13 protein-coding genes and 1 pseudogene are annotated in these 17,517 nt (G+C 42.9%); 1 reads left to right on the top strand and 13 read right to left on the bottom strand.

Going from position 1 to position 17,517, the window contains the following annotated elements:
- Positions 1-23 precede the first annotated feature (23 nt).
- From PYV58_RS15835 to PYV58_RS15860, 6 genes are all read right to left on the bottom strand, one after another.
- A complete protein-coding gene (locus PYV58_RS15835) occupies positions 24-1,376 on the bottom strand; it encodes an MFS transporter (protein ID WP_004819915.1) in 1,353 nt (450 codons plus the stop codon).
- 42 nt (positions 1,377-1,418) lie between these two features.
- Positions 1,419-2,198 carry a 3-oxoadipate enol-lactonase gene (pcaD, locus tag PYV58_RS15840; RefSeq protein WP_034617775.1) on the bottom strand — a complete coding sequence of 260 codons (780 nt, stop codon included), beginning with the start codon at positions 2,196-2,198 and terminating at the stop codon, positions 1,419-1,421.
- Between the two features lie 8 nt (positions 2,199-2,206).
- Complete coding sequence (pcaB, locus tag PYV58_RS15845) at positions 2,207-3,565, bottom strand: 3-carboxy-cis,cis-muconate cycloisomerase (RefSeq protein WP_034617751.1); 1,359 nt, start codon at positions 3,563-3,565, stop codon at positions 2,207-2,209.
- Between the two features lie 8 nt (positions 3,566-3,573).
- Entirely contained in the window at positions 3,574-4,782 is a 1,209-nt protein-coding gene (gene pcaF / locus PYV58_RS15850) for a 3-oxoadipyl-CoA thiolase (protein ID WP_275059576.1), read from the bottom strand.
- A gap of 91 nt (positions 4,783-4,873) precedes the next feature.
- Positions 4,874-5,527: a 3-oxoacid CoA-transferase subunit B gene (locus tag PYV58_RS15855; protein WP_096733777.1), complete on the bottom strand. Its 654-nt coding sequence runs from the start codon at positions 5,525-5,527 to the stop codon at positions 4,874-4,876.
- A 2-nt stretch (positions 5,528-5,529) separates the two neighbouring features.
- A complete protein-coding gene (locus PYV58_RS15860; RefSeq protein WP_275059577.1) occupies positions 5,530-6,213 on the bottom strand; it encodes a 3-oxoacid CoA-transferase subunit A in 684 nt (227 codons plus the stop codon).
- 250 nt (positions 6,214-6,463) lie between these two features.
- On the opposite strand from PYV58_RS15860, the gene pcaU reads away from it, so the two are divergent.
- Positions 6,464-7,288: an IclR family transcriptional regulator PcaU gene (gene pcaU, locus PYV58_RS15865; RefSeq protein WP_034613948.1), complete on the top strand. Its 825-nt coding sequence runs from the start codon at positions 6,464-6,466 to the stop codon at positions 7,286-7,288.
- A 348-nt stretch (positions 7,289-7,636) separates the two neighbouring features.
- On the opposite strand, the pseudogene PYV58_RS15870 reads toward pcaU, so the two are convergent.
- From PYV58_RS15870 to nirB, 7 genes and pseudogenes are all read right to left on the bottom strand, one after another.
- Positions 7,637-8,089, bottom strand: a pseudogene (locus tag PYV58_RS15870) (molybdenum cofactor biosynthesis protein MoaE); the annotation flags it as partial.
- A gap of 1 nt (position 8,090) precedes the next feature.
- Positions 8,091-8,333: a MoaD/ThiS family protein gene (locus PYV58_RS15875; RefSeq protein ID WP_034614026.1), complete on the bottom strand. Its 243-nt coding sequence runs from the start codon at positions 8,331-8,333 to the stop codon at positions 8,091-8,093.
- A 79-nt stretch (positions 8,334-8,412) separates the two neighbouring features.
- Positions 8,413-9,522: a GTP 3',8-cyclase MoaA gene (gene moaA / locus PYV58_RS15880; RefSeq protein ID WP_034613951.1), complete on the bottom strand. Its 1,110-nt coding sequence runs from the start codon at positions 9,520-9,522 to the stop codon at positions 8,413-8,415.
- Positions 9,523-9,705: 183 nt separating this feature from the next.
- The gene (locus PYV58_RS15885; protein ID WP_034613953.1) at positions 9,706-10,341 is read right to left on the bottom strand and encodes an NTP transferase domain-containing protein; all 636 of its coding nucleotides are present in this window, start codon (positions 10,339-10,341) and stop codon (positions 9,706-9,708) included.
- Positions 10,338-13,133: a nitrate reductase gene (locus tag PYV58_RS15890; RefSeq protein ID WP_034613955.1), complete on the bottom strand. Its 2,796-nt coding sequence runs from the start codon at positions 13,131-13,133 to the stop codon at positions 10,338-10,340. The genes PYV58_RS15885 and PYV58_RS15890 overlap by 4 nt, the downstream gene beginning before the upstream one ends.
- A 97-nt stretch (positions 13,134-13,230) precedes the next feature.
- Complete coding sequence (nirD, locus tag PYV58_RS15895; RefSeq protein ID WP_034613957.1) at positions 13,231-14,856, bottom strand: nitrite reductase small subunit NirD; 1,626 nt, start codon at positions 14,854-14,856, stop codon at positions 13,231-13,233.
- Between the two features lie 105 nt (positions 14,857-14,961).
- On the bottom strand, positions 14,962-17,508 hold the full coding sequence (nirB, locus tag PYV58_RS15900; RefSeq protein ID WP_034613959.1) for a nitrite reductase large subunit NirB: 2,547 nt from the start codon (positions 17,506-17,508) through the stop codon (positions 14,962-14,964).
- Positions 17,509-17,517: the final 9 nt, after the last annotated feature.

The following is a 17,517-nucleotide window of genomic DNA, read 5'->3' on the forward strand; positions in this document are numbered from 1 at the left end:
TCTTATTTCTGATCTTGAGAAAGTTAGCTTGCATCGGTATGCGCCACTAAGGATTTAACAAAAATTGCCACAGCCGCAGCGGTTGCAGGAATCATCAATAAGCTTAAAATTGCGGTAAAAGACCAATCATTGCCGAGTAAAACAGCACCAATCCAAGCCCCAAACACTGCGCCAAAACGACCGATCCCTGTCATCCATGCCACACCAGTTGCACGACATTGAGTTGGGTAAAAACGGGCACTTAATGCTGGCATTGCAGATTGCGCACCGTTGATTGCAACCCCTGCACATAACACTAAAATGGCCAATAATGTTGGGTTGCTGAGGCTTTGACCTACGGCAACAGCAAATAAGCCTGCGATAAAATAGAATGCTGAGATAATGCGGTTCGGGTTAAAACGATCCATTGCCCAACCAATAAATAACGCACTCAACACACCACCAAACTGGAATAGACCGCCAATAAATGCTGCGCGTTCCATGGTTGCGCCAGTTTCACGCATCAAGGTTGGTAACCAGCTGGTCAGTAGATAAATCACCACCAAACCCATAAAGTAGGTTGACCATAACAACACAGTGCCTTTGGCAAATTTTTGCGAAAACAACATGCCAAATACATTTTTCTTTTGTGCCACAGCAGACTGTTCTTCTGGGATATAAAAGCTGTCAGCAAGCTGTACTTTTTCAGGTGCAATATGGCTTAGAATTTTGCGAACTTTTGCAGCATCTCGACCTTTAACAATCAAGAAGCGATATGACTCAGGTAACAGTACAATCACCAACAGCATCAGGATCAATGGTGAAATACCACCGAGCAAAAATAAGCTGTGCCATCCAAAGGTAGGAATCAGCCAACTACTGACAAAACCACCCGTTGCCATACCCAAGTTATAGCCACAAAACATACAGGTCACGAGCAGTGAACGAACACGATTCGGGCAGTATTCTGAAAACAATGTGGTGGCATTTGGCATTGCTGCGCCTAGGCCAATACCGGTTAAAAAGCGCAGTACAACCAAACTGTCTAAGTTTGGCGCATAAGCTGATGCCAAGGTAAAGCCACCAAAGATCAACATTGAAATAGTTAATACAATCTTGCGTCCAAAACGATCCGCAGTAGGTCCTGAAACCAATGCACCAATGATCATTCCCCCCAGTGCTGCACTCATCACAGGCCCAAGTTGAGAGCGATCAATCCCCCAATCCTGTGCCAGAGCTGGTGCAATAAAGCCCATTGCAGCCGTATCGATTCCATCAACAAATACAATCAGAAAACAAATGATTGCAATCATCCATTGATACTTGCTGATCGGTGCATCATTAATGAGTGCCTGAGCATCCATACTGTTTTTTGGGGCAGCAAATTCCTGTGCCATAGTTGCCTCCTTGTAGGCGAATTCCTTTCTAACCCTAGACGGTTATATGTTCTGAATAAACTTAGACAATGCCTGACTAAACACTTGTGGTTGTTCAATATTGGACAAATGAGACGCTGCCAAGATTTCAAGTTGACTGGTTGGAATGGATTGATGCATAAACTCTGCATCTTGAACCGTCGTTACAGGGTCATATTGACCTGCGATAATTAAAGTTGGGATTTGAATTTGATTGAGCTGATCTCGAACATCAGCATCTGCCAAAGCTCGACAGGCATTGGCATAGCCTTGTGCAGGTGTCACCGCTAAACTTTGTATGGTTTTTTGAGCAAGCACATCATGTGCATAATCAAAATGCCCACTAAACCAACGGGTATGTGTGGTTTTAACAATTTCAGCCAGCCCATCTTGCTCTACGCTATCGGCACGGCTATTCCATGCTTCAGCAGTACCAATTTTGGCGGCTGAGTTTGCCACAGTGATGCTATAAAAGCGTTCAGGGTATTGAATAGCCAGTGTGAGTGCAGTGATGCCACCCATTGAAATTCCACAAAAATGTGCTTTTTCAATATGCCATGTATCTAAGATATCAATCACATCGTCGGCAAAGTTTTGCAGCGTACTGTTGGCAATCACATCACTTGCACCATGCCCACGAGTATCATAAGTAATGATCTGATAGTGTTGTGCCAAAGCATCTACTTGCGCTTGCCACATCCCATGATCTGTTCCAAGTGAGTTAGAAAATATAATCACGGGTGCATTTTTTACGCCTTGGATTTGAACGGCAAGTTGCTGTCCTTGACGATTTTTAATTTTCATACTGACTTTCATGATTTAGACACTCCTTGTGCTGCTTCTAGTACGGCATCAATTTGTGCCTGAATATTGCCCAAGTAAGCGGCTGGTTTAAAAATCTCTGCTAATTCCTGTGCACTTAGATGAACATTCACCTCAGCCATTGCTGACAACACTGTTTTTAAATGCTGCTGTTGCGCAATAGCCTGCTGACAAGCTTGCTCAACCAAATGATGCGCATTTAAGCGTCCAATTTTAGCTGCCAATGCCATCATTGCAGCTTCTGCCATGACCAAGCCCTGAGTACACTCAAGGTTGCGCTGCATCGCTTCTGCATCGACTTGCATATGTTCAAGTACATCTGTCGTGCGTTCTAAAGCACCTGCGCATAACTGGAAAATTTCAGGAATCACCAACCATTCTGCATGCCAAGTACCTAAAGCACGTTCATGTTCTTGCAACATGTTTTGGTAGACACTTGCCATTAATGCAGGCACACGGTTGGCTGCTGCAAGTACGCAAGCGGCTGCAACTGGATTACGTTTGTGTGGCATGGTGGATGAGCCACCACGGCCTTTTGCAGTGGGTTCAAAAACTTCAGCAATTTCAGTTTGCATCAGCAAAGACCAGTCTTTTGCCATTTTGCCAACATTACCGACGATCAGGGCAAGTACACTGGCAATTTCAACGATACGGTCACGCTCACCGTGCCATGTACACTCAGGAGAGGCTAAATTCAATGCCGCAGCATAGGCTTTAACCACCGCGGAACCTTTGTCTTGTAATGATGCCAATGAACCCACGGCCCCACCGAGTTGAGCAGTAAGCACGCGACTTTTCATCTCACTTAGACGATCAAGATCACGTTTAAATGCCGCAGCCCAACGTGCAAACTTATGCCCTAAAGTAATTGGTAAGGCTTGTTGCAACCATGTGCGACCAATCATGACTTGGGCACGATACTGTTGTGCTTGGTCTAATGAAACTTGATAAGCCTGTTGTACTTGTTTTTCGATCAGCCCCAAAGCATCACGGCATTGCAGAATCGTGGCTGTATCAATAATATCTTGGCTGGTTGCGCCCCAATGTACATAACGCGCTGCGTCTTCATCCTGTTGTTTTACTATCGCAGTAAATTGCTTAACCAAAGGAATCGCAATATTTCCCGCAAGAGCCGTCGCGGTTGCCAATGCTTCAAAATCAATTTTTGCTAGGGCCTGTTGTCCAACTTGTTCAATGATGTTGGCTGCAGATAGTGGAATCACACCCACTTGCGCCTGTGCTTTTGCCAAAGCCACTTCGGCTTGGATCATATAAGCCAATAAGGCATGATCGCTAAAGATTGCTGTGACATCAGGCTGATAAAATAAGCTGGCGTATAACTGGCTCATCAGATACCTCACTCAACACGTTGAATAATTAATGCAATACCTTGACCTACCCCAATACACATTGAACATAGGGCATATTCACCTTTGATCTGTTCAAGTTGATTTAAGGCAGTGGTCACCAGTCTGGCACCTGATGCACCCAAAGGATGACCTAAGGCAATCGCCCCACCATTAGGATTGACACGTGCATCATCATCTGCCAAACCTAAATCACGGGTTACCGCCAAAGCTTGGGCAGCAAAGGCTTCATTCAGTTCAATCACATCCATTTGCGCTAAACTAAGATCGGCTTGTTTAAGCAGTTTCTTAATCGCAGGCGCTGGTGCAAAGCCCATAATTCGTGGTTCTACACCCACCGTGGTTGCTGCAATAATTTTGCCACGTGGTTTTAATTGGTATTTTTCTACAGCTTCATCTGAGGCGATCAATAACGCCGCTGCACCATCATTAATCCCAGATGCATTACCCGCCGTGACCGTACCATCAGCTTTGACCACACCTTTAAGTTTTGTCAGTGCAGCTAAAGTGGTTGATGCACGTGGATGTTCATCTGTATCCACAAGCACAGCATCACCTTTACGCTGTGGAATAGTGACAGACACAATCTCATTTTTGAAAAAGCCTTGAGCTTGTGCTTCCGCAGTACGTTGTTGGCTGTTTAGCGCAAACTGATCTTGATCCGCACGGTTAATATTGAATTGTTCTGCCACGTTTTCAGCGGTTTGCGGCATGCTGTCCACACCATACAATTCTTTGAGTTTTGGATTGATAAAGCGCCAGCCCATGGTGGTGTCTTCAATCTTCTGACTACGTCCAAAAGCACTGTCCGACTTGCCCATCACATAGGGCGCACGGCTCATGCTTTCTACGCCACCGGCAATGATTAAATCTGCTTCATTGGCTTTAATGGCACGAGCTGCCATGGCAATCGCATCCAGTGATGATCCACATAAACGATTGACAGTGGTTGCTGGCACTTGGTATGGCACACCAGCCAATAATGCTGACATACGCCCGACATTACGATTGTCTTCACCGGCCTGATTGGCACAGCCATAAATCACATCATCGACTTGCTGCCAATCTACCGTTGGATTACGTTGTATCAATGCTTGAATCGGAATTGCACCGAGGTCATCTGCACGGACTGGCGCAAGACCACCGGCATAACGACCAAATGGGGTACGGATGGCATCTATGATGTAAGCGTTTTTCATGTGTCTTTCCTTTATCTAAAATCCCTCCCAGCCTCCCTTTATTAAAGGGAGGAGTTCCCCTCTTTTTTAAAGAGGGGTTAGGGGAGATTTATTATCCCTGTGTCGCATCAATTAACTGAGCACCCGTCAAAGCCTGTAACTCTTCAAAGCTCAGACCTGCAACTTTTTCAAGCACTTTTAAGCCATCTGCGGTCACATCAATCACGCATAAGTCAGTATAAATACGATCAACACAATGCTTACCTGTTACTGGATAGCTTAGTTCTTCAACAATCTTAGGTTCACCTTGTTTGGTTACATGATCGGTGGTGATAAACACTTTCTTTGCCCCTACAGCCAAATCCATTGCACCACCCACCGCAGGAATCGCATCTGGCGCACCGGTATGCCAGTTGGCAAGATCACCATTAGCTGCCACTTGGAATGCACCCAATACAGCAATATCTAGATGTCCACCACGCATCATGGCAAAAGAATCACCATGATGGAAAAACGAGCCACCCGTTAGCATGGTGACATACTCCTTACCAGCATTAATCAGCTCAGGATCTTCTTCACCTTTGGCGGGTGGAGGACCAAAAGCCAATAAACCATTTTCAGAATGTAGAAATACATCTTTGTCTGTTGGCAAATATTTTGAAATCTTGGTCGGTAAACCAATACCTAAATTGACATAAGCACCATCGGGAATATCTTGGGCAACACGTTCAGCAATTTGGTCACGGCTTAATTTTTGGTAGCTCATAGTTATTCTCCATTACCATTGGTTGCATCAACTGCAACCACATGCTGAACAAAAATTCCTGGGGTAATAATGTGCTCAGGATCGAGTTGACCTAATTCAACCACCTCTGAAACCTGTGCAATGGTGACATCTGCAGCCATCGCCATGATTGGACCAAAGTTACGTGCTGATTTGTTATAAACCAAGTTGCCCCAACGGTCGCCTTGATGTGCTTTGATTAAGGCAAAGTCTGCTTTAATTGGATATTCAAGCACGTAGTCTTTGCCATCGATATGACGGGTTTCTTTGCCATCTGCCAATAAGGTGCCAAAACCTGTTGGGGTAAACACTGCACCTAAACCCATTCCTGCGGCTTGAATACGACACGCGAGATTACCTTGAGGAACCAGTTCCAGTTCGATCTTGCCCGCATGATAGAGTTCGTCAAATACCCAAGAGTCAGACTGACGCGGGAAAGAACAAATGATTTTACGGACTGCACCTGATTTAAGCAGTTTAGCCAGACCGTAATCGCCATTGCCTGCATTGTTATTGACAATCACCAGATCTTTAACGCCAAGTTCAATCAGCCCATCGATCAGCTCTGCGGGCTGTCCTGCTGTTCCAAAGCCACCAATCATAATGGTTGCACCATCTTTGATATGTGACAGAACCTCGGTCAATGAGGTGGCGCTTTTATCAATCATCTGACTACTTCCTGTACTATGAATCACTCATTTGTTTCATCCTAGAAACCGATGAAACATAAGTTGAGTGTTTTGTTCGGATTTCTTATCTTCATTCTTGATAAATTTTGTATTTACTTCTAGGCTTGAAGGGAGGTTTTGTTCGATCATTATTTTTTATGTTCGATGATCGAACTTTATCCCACTAAAACAGTCTACTTTCGGTTTAAAATAATTTTACGGAATCTGATTTAAAATAAGGATCTGCGTTATGGACAATGACCAAAAAAAAACCACCCTATTTATCCATCATACTGAAAATAAAAAGATCATTCGCCATGAGGATTTTATTGCGGGGATTGCAAAAGGTTTGGCGATTTTGGAATGTTTTGGACCTGAACGGCATCGTTTTAACATCAGCACGGCAGCTGAGAAAACAGGAATGACCCGTGCAGCAGCGCGTCGCCATTTACTCACATTAGAATACTTAGGCTATTTAGACTTTGACGGTCATTATTATTATTTAACCCCAAAAATTCTCAAGTTCTCTGGTGCTTATTTAGATGGTTCCCCTTTACCTAAAATTTGCCAACCCTTATTAAATTTATTGACCAACCAAACCTCGCTGATTTATTCCGTGATGGTTCTCGATGGTTATGAAGCAATTACCATTGCACGTAGTGCTGCGCACCAACAAACAGACCGAGTTAATCCCTATGGCTTACATTTAGGCAATCGTCTGGCTGCACATGCGACCTCTGCGGGGAAAATTTTATTGGCGCATTTAACGATTGAAGAACAAAAACAGTGGCTGACCCAGTATCCATTAAAACGTTTCACTAAATACACTCATACAGAAAGTGCTGCCTTTATAGAACTACTGCATGAGATTAAAGAACAAGATTGGTGTTATTCCTGTGAAGAGCACGAATTGGGGGTGCACGCTGTGGCTGTTCCGATTTATGACTCAAATGCGGTTGTTGTTGCCGCACTCAATATTGTCTCCCCCACCATACGCACCACCAAAGATTATTTAATTACGCATATCTTGCCGTTACTGCAAGAAACAGCGCGGGATTTACGCCAAGTGATTTAGCATCTGTTGAGATAACAACATCTTTTACATGGCAAAATATACTTTGTGAAGAGGACACTTTACCAAGTTGCTAAATATGTTTTACATATGCCATTGATAAATTGTCTGTTCACACTGTTTGCGAAATAACACGTGCTGTTCTCGTTCATGATCCTGTTGTTGACTGCTGTGTTCTGAATGCGTGTGTCCTAGATGTGCAGATGTGGAATGGTGTACTAAAGAATGTTGAGGGTGATTGTGCTGAGATGAATGGTGCTGAGATAAATGGTCATCAGAAGCGCCATGTTTATGTTTACAAGCATGTTGGCTAGATAAATCTTGTTGTATTGACAGATCTTGCTCCACATCATCTTTTCGAATACAACAACCCGCAACATATTGGCTCGTGCCATCCAGATAAAATTCTTCTTTCCATACGGGAACCTCATGTTTTACTCGTTCTACGGCTTCTTCACAGGCAGCAAATGCTTCACGGCGATGCGCTGCATAAGCAATCGCAATAATGGCTTTTTCACCGATGTTTAAAGCACCAATACGATGAATGACCCGTACATAAGCCACCGCAAATTTTTGTTGAATCTCGTGCTCAATTTGACGAATCATTTTTTCTGAAACAGGTGCATAGGCAGTGTATTTCAATGCTTTGACTGCTTTGCCTTCATGGTGATTACGTACTGTTCCAATAAAGATGCCAATCCCACCACATTCAGGAAAGTCTTGAATCGGATCAAAACTGTCTTGGCTTAAAGGGGTATCCTGAATTCTGTTGAATTGTTTAAGCGTTTGTTCAAATGTATGCATATCAACCTCCCGCAACAGGTGACAGTAAAACCACGGTGCTATCCGATGTTAATAAGGTCTGACGTGGGATAATGTCTTCGCCTATTGCACATGCACAACGCTCAAGCATGTTTCCTGCATGTGGATAAGCGCGTACCACATAATCCAAAACATCCGAAAGCATCATTTCAGACTCACATTGCAGGGTTAAATCGCTCGGCAGTAAACGTTCAATTGCACCAAAGCATTCAATTTTTACAGTCATGTGCTGCTGGATATCTTTGAATTGATTGGCAATGTTTGCCGAGTCTGGTGTATTTGGAATGGTAAATTGATCTGACATATTAACCTCCAATCATGTACATACTGATTTTTCGAGATGATGAATGTTTTGATTTTGGCTGTTGATAAATCTCATCAAAGCCTTGTTTTTTCTGCCAAATATAATCTGACAAAGTATCTTGTAATTGTCTATGCTGTGGCGAACCTAATGTTATTGGCGAATATGTAACTGCATTTGGTGAGCTGGTTTGCGCTAATCGGAGAGGCTCTAAAACAGCTAAATCCTGATTCAATGCCTTAATTTGCGCTTTTAGGCTGATCCCCTTTGGCGCAAATAGACAATTATAAAAATCACCTTGTGCAGTTAAACGCACACGGTCACATGTGCCACAAAATGAATTGGTAATGGTCGAAATGATGCCAATCGGATAACCATCAATAAAATACTGTCGTGCAGGCTCGGAAGACTGTCCTTGCTGTAAAGTGACAACAAAGTCCTGCTTTAATTGAGCTAAAATTTCTTGTTCACTGACAATATCGGCTTGCGACCAAAGACCAGCGCCATCCAAAGGCATAAACTCAATAAATCGCACAGTAAAATGGTGTTGAATTGACCAGTGTGCTAAGGGCAAAACCTGATCATCATTGATGCCTTTGATCAATACAGCATTGATCTTGATCTTAAAGCCTGCTTGTTGTGCTGCGACAATGCCCGCTAAAACGGGATGTAGTTCTTTTTGAGTCAGTGCCTTAAATTGTGCTGGATCTAGACTGTCCAGACTGATATTCAAGTCATCTAAACCCGCTTGTTTTAATTGGCTTGCGTATTGTTTAAGATAGTGTGCATTGCTGGTCATTGAGATACGTTTGAGTCCCAGCTTTCTTAATTTTTGTAGTTGCTCAATAAAGTGCACCACACCTTGACGCATTAACGGCTCACCACCTGTGATCCGAATCTGTTCAATGCCATGCCGCACCATAAACTCACAAAACACATAAAGTTCTTCAAAACTGAGTAAATCGTGTTTTTTCATCCATTCAGGATGTTCGGGCATACAATAGACACACTTAAAATTACAGCGATCTGTCACTGAAATTCGGAGTTTACGCTTGCTACGACCATATTGATCGACAAAAGCCGTACCCACTTCGTATTGTGTCATTGCGTTCATTTACACATCCCAAGCACGATTTAGATTCAAGATTGTTTAAAACTTAAAATCTGCGCTATTTTATTGATATTGAAATTGCAAAAAATGTTCCAACTTTAATCATTCCCCATGCGCTTCAGCTAAAACCTGCTCGAATTCTCTCAAAAATAGAGATTTGCAAAAAACGAGTCCAAACCAAGCCAATCAATGTAAAAACTTGAGCTGTTGATATTGCTGTAATTCGTCCAAAGAATTGATGCTGTGAAAAAACAGTGCATGATTTTCAAATAACGCTTCCTGAGCGTGCAAATCAGAAAAACATGCCTTTAAACTACGTTGTCCTTGTTCAAGATGAATGCAGATTTGATTTAAAGCACTGCGCTTTAACAAGCAAAATGGATATAAGGCTTTACCATTGATATTGACATAAGCCACTTGTGCTAAGGGATGACCCGCTAAAGCCATATGTAAGCTTTCAATAACCTCGGGTGGAATAAATGTCACATCACAGGGCACAAAAAGTACATAGTCAGATGTCACATAAGACCAAGCACTTTTTATTCCCATCAGCGGACCATAAAAGCCTTTTTCATCATCCTGATAGCAATACAAACTGGGAATAAGTTTTTGATAAATTGAATAATCACGGTGGCTATTGACCCAAATCTGCGCGACTCGATTTTTTAGTTGTTGATGGATCTTAATTAGTTGAATTTGATCATCAAACTTCTGTAACAGTTTATTGATTCCATTCATACGCCTTGCCTGACCACCCGCAAGAATGACAAGATCAGTTTGTGGATATTGTTTGGCTTTCTTGGGTTTTATAATTCTTTTCATTGTGTAAGCTCCGCTTGACAGGCTTTAATCAATCCGCGAATTTCAGGTAAACATGAACCACAATTACCACCTGCTTTTAGACATGCAGTCACTTGTTTTTCATGATTAATATTGTTTTCTTTAATGGTTTGAATAATTCGATTTTTACCCACTTTAAAGCAACTACACACCAACGGCCCATCACTATTGCCCATCGACATGGCTTGTCCAGCAAGTAAGGCTTTACGATGCATCGCACTTAAACGATCACGTTTAAATAAGCTGGCAACCCAATCACGATCAGGCAATAAGGCTTTGGGTGCGATATATAAACTTGCAATAAGGCGACCTTCTTTTAACACCACACTATGGCTGATATGTGCAGTTTGATCTTCTAAGTTCAGCCACTCAAAACTCTCATCTTCAAAGGGTAAAAGTTGTTTGAGATGTTGAGTGGTTTGGGTAAAACGGCGACGATCAGCCAATTCATAGCGCACTGCTTTGGCGGTCTGAATTTTTGTCCACCACACCGTATTTTCGATGCTATTTTTAACAATCTGTTCATACCCTTCACGGACATAAAATACCCCTTGCCACTGGGTATAAAATGGCTGAATCAGCACAGGGGTATGTTTAAATTCCGGCTCGCCTGAAATCGCATCCACTACGGGATTGACTACTTTGCCAATACGGGCATCCGAAGCAAATTGATCATTCCAATGAATCGGGGCAAAAATCTGCCCCCGACGGATATTACCACTGAGTACAGTTCGCAAGACACAATTGCCCCAAGCCGATTTGATTTCGACCAACTCTCCTTCTTTCAAGCCATATTTCAATGCATCATTGGGGTGAATTTCACAAAAGGGTTCTGCTTTATGGGTGCTTAAATTGGCAGATAAACCTGTGCGGGTCATGGTGTGCCACTGATCCCGAATCCGCCCTGTATTGAGAATTAAAGGATATTCAGCAGTGCTTTGATGGACTGGATCTATCGCCATTGTGGCAATAAATTTAGCTTTGCCATCTGCATGACTAAATTGTCCCTGTGAAAACAATTGTGCGAATGCATGCTCAGCCTGATTGCGCATGATCACAGGCCATTGAATGGGCGCCAATTGATCATATTCATCCAATGAAAGATCAGTTAAACCTTGTAAATTGAAGTAACGAAAGCTTTGGGTATTTGATCGCGCATTAACCTCTGCGTTTTGATATGCAGATAACTGTGCATGTTCTTTAAAAATCTCGTGGCTATTTGCAAAATCAAAGCCAGTAAATCCAAGCTTTTTAGCCACTTGTGCCACAGCCCACCAATCCGCTTTGGCCTGCTCAGGTGGGTCTAAAAAAGCACGTTGTCGTGAAATACGGCGTTCTGAATTGGTGACCGTACCATCCTTTTCCCCCCAGCCCAATGCAGGTAACAGCACATCAGCAAACTGAGTGGTGTCGGTATCTTTGCAAATATCAGAGACCACAACAAACTCACAACTGTTTAAAGCACGTTTGACCTGATCGGCATTGGGTAGGCTGACCACCGGATTGGTCGCCATAATCCAAATGGCTTTAATCTTGCCACTTTCCACTGCTTCAAAAAGATCAACGGCTTTTAATCCAACCTGTTTGGCAATGCTTGGACTGTTCCAAAAACTTTGCACAAGCTGTTGATGTTGTTGATTGTCTAAGTCCATGTGTGCTGCCAGCATATTGGCAAGTCCACCCACTTCACGCCCGCCCATTGCATTGGGTTGTCCTGTCATTGAGAACGGTGCTGCGCCCAACTTTCCAATTTTACCCGTCAACAAATGACAATTAATGATGCTATTGGCTTTGTCCACACCACGTGAAGACTGGTTTACCCCCATTGAAAATAGGGTCATGACTTTTTCAGTTTGGGCAAACTTTTCAAAAAAGAGCTGGAGTTTTTCTAGCGAAATTCCTGTTTTCACTGCAACATCTTGGATATCTGTTTCAGCTTGCGAGCTTTTTAGTGCCGTCTCTAGCCCTTGGGTATGTGCCTTAACAAATGCGCTATCGGCATAACCCTGTTGATGTAAATATTGTAATAGCCCATTAAACAAGGAAACATCTTGACCAATCAGAATAGGTAAATGTAAATCAGCTGCTTCACATGTAGCCGTAAAGCGTGGATCGATCACCACCACAAATAAATCACTTTGCTTTTGTTGTCTTAATTCTTTGGCTTTCATGATGCGTTGATACATCACAGGATGACACCATGCTGTATTTGAACCGACCAGAACCACCATGTCAGTATGTTCAAAATCATCATAACTTGCAGGTACCAAATCCTCACCAAAAGCACGCTTATGTGCGGCAACCGCCGAAGACATACACAATCTTGAATTGGTATCGATATTGGCTGTGCCCAAATAGCCTTTAACGAATTTATTTACCACATAATAGTCTTCCGTCAACAACTGACCAGAAACATAAAATGCGACACTGTCACGACCATATTGCTCGATATAGTGTTGGAATTTATTGGCAATTAAATCTGTTGCGCTATCCCAATCTGTGACTTGCTGATGGGAATGACGTCCAAGCATTGGATATAAAACACGTGTGCCCAACCCCAGCGTATCGGCTAAATTACTGCCTTTAATACATAGTTTTCCGTAATTCGAGGGATGATTGACATCGCCAAGCACAGACACTTTTTGTCCTAGCGTGGTGTCTTGCACTGTTGCTGTGACACCACAGCCTACACCACAGTAAGGACAAGTGGTGTGTGTGCTTGTGATCTTTTGTTCTGTGGAGCTCGGCAGTTCCACTAAAGGGATACTCTTCATTGCTGCTGTGCTCCTCAATGCTATACATTCACTTAAATATGGCTTTCATTTTTAATCTCCCCCTGCTGTTAAAATGAAGAGGGTTAAGCGATATAAATCAGCCTGCTTTTTTTAATGCAAAATCCCGACCAAATAACAATTTATTGCGAATCGAAGAAATTGGGGTTTGATCAGCAATCAATTCAGCGTACCAAGTACCATCCTCTGTATCACCAAACAGTACTGCACCCACGACTTTATCTTTTTGAATAATAATGCGTTTGTAGATTTGACGTTTTTCATCATTCAGAATAATGTCTTCGAAATCTTCTAGCGGTTGACTGTTTTCTAAATCAATGCGGCCTGCTGAGAAAACATCACAACCACTAACTTTTAACTGGGTTGGAACAGTCGGTGCTTTAAAGGTTAAACTGCCGTGTTCTGCCAAATGTGATGCACAGATAAAGGCTTGACCCCATAAAGGTTCTACCAAACCAAAAGTTTGGTTACGATGCTCAATACATTCACCCACTGCATAAATACTTGGATCATAGGTTTGCATGGTGTCATTGACCAACACACCGCGATTACAGCGTAAACCCGCACTTTGTGCCAAAGCCATATTTGGGCGAATACCCACGGCAAAAACCACCAGATCTGCATCTAAAAGCGTGCCATCTTTTAACCGAACCTGGGTGACATGACCATTTTCACCGAGTAATTCTTCTGTATTGGCTTCGGTGATGATCGGAATGCCCTTTTGCTCAATTGCTGTTTTCAACATTTGACTGGCTTTGGCATCAAGTTGGCGATCCATAATGCGATCCATCAAATGCAAAACCGTCACATTCATACCACGTTGCTTTAAACCATATGCGGCTTCTAGCCCCAATAGACCACCACCAATCACCACGGCATTGTTTTTAGATTTGCAGTAGTCGAGCATATTATTGACATCATAAATATCACGAAAGCTCAACACGCCATCCAAATCTGAGCCTTTGACTGGTGGAATAAATGGTTTTGAACCCGTGGCTAAAATCAAACGGTCATAGCTCACCACCACACCTTTTTCGGTATAGACTTGCTTACGGGGACGGTCAATACGTACCGCAGCATCACCCGCAATAAAGCGAATATTTTTATCGGCATACCATGAATGGGGATGTAGCATAATGTCGTCAATGGTTTTATCCCCTGATAAGACAGGCGACAGCATAATCCGGTTATAGTTACCCCAAGGCTCCTCACCAATCACCGTCACGTCGTAACGATCAGGTGCCATATCAAGCAAATCTTCCAAGCAACGCATCCCTGCCAATCCGTTCCCCACCAGAACTAAATTGATTTTTTCCTGAGCCGTACCATTATTGGTGATATAAGTTTTTTGTGGGGTTGGACTGACCCAAACCCGACCATTTTCAATTTTGCTTGGAAAAACCAATAATTTTTGATCTTTGTCTTCTAAACAACGGCCTGTTGCTAAACTAAAATGTTGCTTATAAATCGGTGATGCAACTACACGTTCACCTTGTAAATCACCAATAATTCCACGCGACATGACAAAGGCTTTGCTAAATGGGTCTTGGTTGCTCAGCGCATATACACGCTTTTCACTGCCTACCCGAAAAATAGCCACTTGTTGTTGTCCCAGTAATGCGCCTACACCTGTATTGGGCGTAATATCTTGCAATGCACAAATATCGAGCCAATCGAGTTCATTCATATCTTTTAAAATGGTCATTGTATTTATCCTTTTAACAACGTTGATCAGATCTTCCACAAGACTTGTTTTTAAGCTGTGGAATAAGGCCAATAAAGCAAGTGTTCATATGCTTATGCTTCAACCTTATGCTTCAACTACAGGAATACGGCTCTGATCACGTTCTGATTCAGTTTTTGGGCGAATTTGCCCACGGACTTTGGCAAACTGAATATGTGGATCTTGCTGTTGCTCAGCTTTGGCATTAATAAAGGTCACAAAACGTTTACGTACTTCAGGATCTTCCACCGCAGTGCGCCATTCGTCTTGATAAGTGCCCACCACATGGCTCATTCGACGTTCAAGTTCAGCAGCAACCCCTAAGGAATCATGTACAACAACATCTTTAAGATAATCCAAACCACCTTCCATATTGTCACGCCATACTGAAGTCCGTTGTAAACGATCCGCTGTTTGGATATAGAACATAAAAAAGCGGTCGATATATTGAATTAAAGTTTGCGTATCTAGGTCAGAAGCTAAAAGTTCTGCATGGCGAGGTTTCATTCCCCCATTGCCACAGACATATAAGTTCCAGCCTTTTTCAGTGGCAATCACCCCAACATCTTTGCTTTGTGCTTCGGCACACTCACGGGTACAACCCGAAACTGCCATTTTTAATTTATGTGGGGAACGCAAACCTTTGTAGCGATTTTCAAGGAAGATGGCTAAACCGACAGAGTCATCGACACCATAACGACACCATGTGCTCCCAACACAAGATTTAACGGTACGTAATGACTTGCCATAGGCATGACCAGACTCAAAACCAGCATTGATCAGCTTTTCCCAAATTTCTGGCAATTGATGGACTTGTGCTCCAAATAAGTCTACCCGTTGCCCACCGGTTAGCTTGGTATATAAACCATATTCTTTGGCAATCTGACCGACTGCAATCAAACCATCTGGCGTCACTTCACCGCCTGCCATACGTGGTACAACAGAATACGAACCATCTTTTTGAATATTGCCTAGATAGTAGTCATTACTGTCTTGCAACCCAGCATGATTTGAGGTGAGAACAAAGTCATTCCAGCAAGATGCCAAGATATTGGCCACTGTAGGTTTGCAAATATCACAACCTAAACCATGCCCATGTTGTTGAATCAAATCATCAAAGCTTTTAATTTCATTGACCCGTACCAAGTGATACAACTCTTGGCGTGAGTAAGCAAAGTGTTCACAAAGATGATTATTGACCGTTACCCCTTGACGTTGTAATTCAGATTTTAAAACTTGGGTCACTAAGGGTGCACATCCACCACATGCGGTTGCGGCTTTGGTACATTTTTTTAATGCACCTAATGAGGTCGAACCCTCTGCAATTGCACTACAAATATCTGCTTTAGAAACGTTATTACATGAACAAATCGTGGCACTGTCTGGCAATAAATCTACACCACTACCTCCCGCTTTTGCTGAAGATTGTGCATAGCCCGGCATGATTAAACTTTCTGGATTTTCAGGTACAGCCAATCCATTGAGCATCATTTGCAATAAGTCGTTATATTCTTTGGCGCAACCGACCAGTACCGCACCTAGTAATTGGGTTTTCTCTGCATTGACCACGATCTTTTTATAGACCATTGCATCCTCATCGGCATAGAAATAGCTCAATGCATTTGCAGTCATGGCATGAGCATCGCCTACCGATGCCACATCGACACCCATCAGTTTTAGCTTGGTGCTCATGTCTGCGCCAGCAAATGTAGGGCAACTTTGTTGCATCACATGTTTTGCCGCAATCCGTGCCATGTCATAACCAGGCGCCACTAAACCATAAATTTTATTGTTCCATAAGGCACATTCACCAATTGCATAAATGTCTGCATCTGAAGTTTGGCAGTAATCGTTGATCACAATACCGCCACGCTCACCTAAAGCTAAACCACTTTGGCGCGCCAATTCATCACGTGGGCGAATCCCCGCTGAAAATAGAATAATATCTGTTTCAAGTTCTGAACCATCTGCAAACTTCATCACATGGGTGCTATTCACACCGTCTTCTATAGCCGAAGTGGCCTTTTGGGTATGGACTTTCACGCCTAAATTTTCAATTTTGGCGCGTAAAACTTTTCCGCCCAAATCATCAATTTGTACTGCCATTAAACGGGGTGCAAATTCAACAACATGGGTTTCCAAGTCTAAATCACGAAGCGCTTTGGCAGCTTCCAAACCCAACAAACCACCGCCAATGACCACACCCGATTTTGCCGATAAACTCGCTGCCCGAATCGCATCCAAGTCATCAATGGTACGGTAAACAAAACAGTTGTTACGGTCGTGACCTGAAATTGGTGGAACAAAAGCATAGGAACCCGTCGCAAGCACCAATTTGTCATAGCTAATCACATCGCCATGATTGGTGGTGATGCATTTATTGCAGGTATCTATATCAGTAGCTTTGGTGTTTAAGCGCAGGTCGATACCATAAGCATCGGCAAAGTCAGCACGACAGAGGGTTAAATCTTTTGCAGACTTGCCTGTAAAATATTCAGTCAAATGTACACGGTCATAAGCTAAACGGGGTTCTTCTGCCAAAATCGTGATTTCAACTTCATCACCTGCATGTTCCAGCACAGATTCAATAAATTTGTGCCCAACCATTCCATGACCAATCATCACTAATTTCATATCGATTCT

It is taken from the genome of Acinetobacter sp. TAC-1, assembly GCF_029025845.1.
Taxonomy (GTDB): domain Bacteria; phylum Pseudomonadota; class Gammaproteobacteria; order Pseudomonadales; family Moraxellaceae; genus Acinetobacter; species Acinetobacter guillouiae.

Excerpts from the sequence above, each read along its gene's own strand:
- PYV58_RS15835 (WP_004819915.1), bottom strand. The coding sequence starts at position 1,376 with ATGGCACAGGAATTTGCTGCCCCAAAAAACAGTATGGATGCTCAGGCA.
- pcaD (WP_034617775.1), bottom strand. The coding sequence starts at position 2,198 with ATGAAAATTAAAAATCGTCAAGGACAGCAACTTGCCGTTCAAATCCAA.
- pcaB (WP_034617751.1), bottom strand. The coding sequence starts at position 3,565 with ATGAGCCAGTTATACGCCAGCTTATTTTATCAGCCTGATGTCACAGCA.
- pcaF (WP_275059576.1), bottom strand. The coding sequence starts at position 4,782 with ATGAAAAACGCTTACATCATAGATGCCATCCGTACCCCATTTGGTCGT.
- PYV58_RS15855 (WP_096733777.1), bottom strand. The coding sequence starts at position 5,527 with ATGAGCTACCAAAAATTAAGCCGTGACCAAATTGCTGAACGTGTTGCC.
- PYV58_RS15860 (WP_275059577.1), bottom strand. The coding sequence starts at position 6,213 with ATGATTGATAAAAGCGCCACCTCATTGACCGAGGTTCTGTCACATATC.
- pcaU (WP_034613948.1), top strand. The coding sequence starts at position 6,464 with ATGGACAATGACCAAAAAAAAACCACCCTATTTATCCATCATACTGAA.
- PYV58_RS15875 (WP_034614026.1), bottom strand. The coding sequence starts at position 8,333 with ATGACTGTAAAAATTGAATGCTTTGGTGCAATTGAACGTTTACTGCCG.
- moaA (WP_034613951.1), bottom strand. The coding sequence starts at position 9,522 with ATGAACGCAATGACACAATACGAAGTGGGTACGGCTTTTGTCGATCAA.
- PYV58_RS15885 (WP_034613953.1), bottom strand. The coding sequence starts at position 10,341 with ATGAAAAGAATTATAAAACCCAAGAAAGCCAAACAATATCCACAAACT.
- PYV58_RS15890 (WP_034613955.1), bottom strand. The coding sequence starts at position 13,133 with ATGAAGAGTATCCCTTTAGTGGAACTGCCGAGCTCCACAGAACAAAAG.
- nirD (WP_034613957.1), bottom strand. The coding sequence starts at position 14,856 with ATGACCATTTTAAAAGATATGAATGAACTCGATTGGCTCGATATTTGT.
- nirB (WP_034613959.1), bottom strand. The coding sequence starts at position 17,508 with ATGAAATTAGTGATGATTGGTCATGGAATGGTTGGGCACAAATTTATT.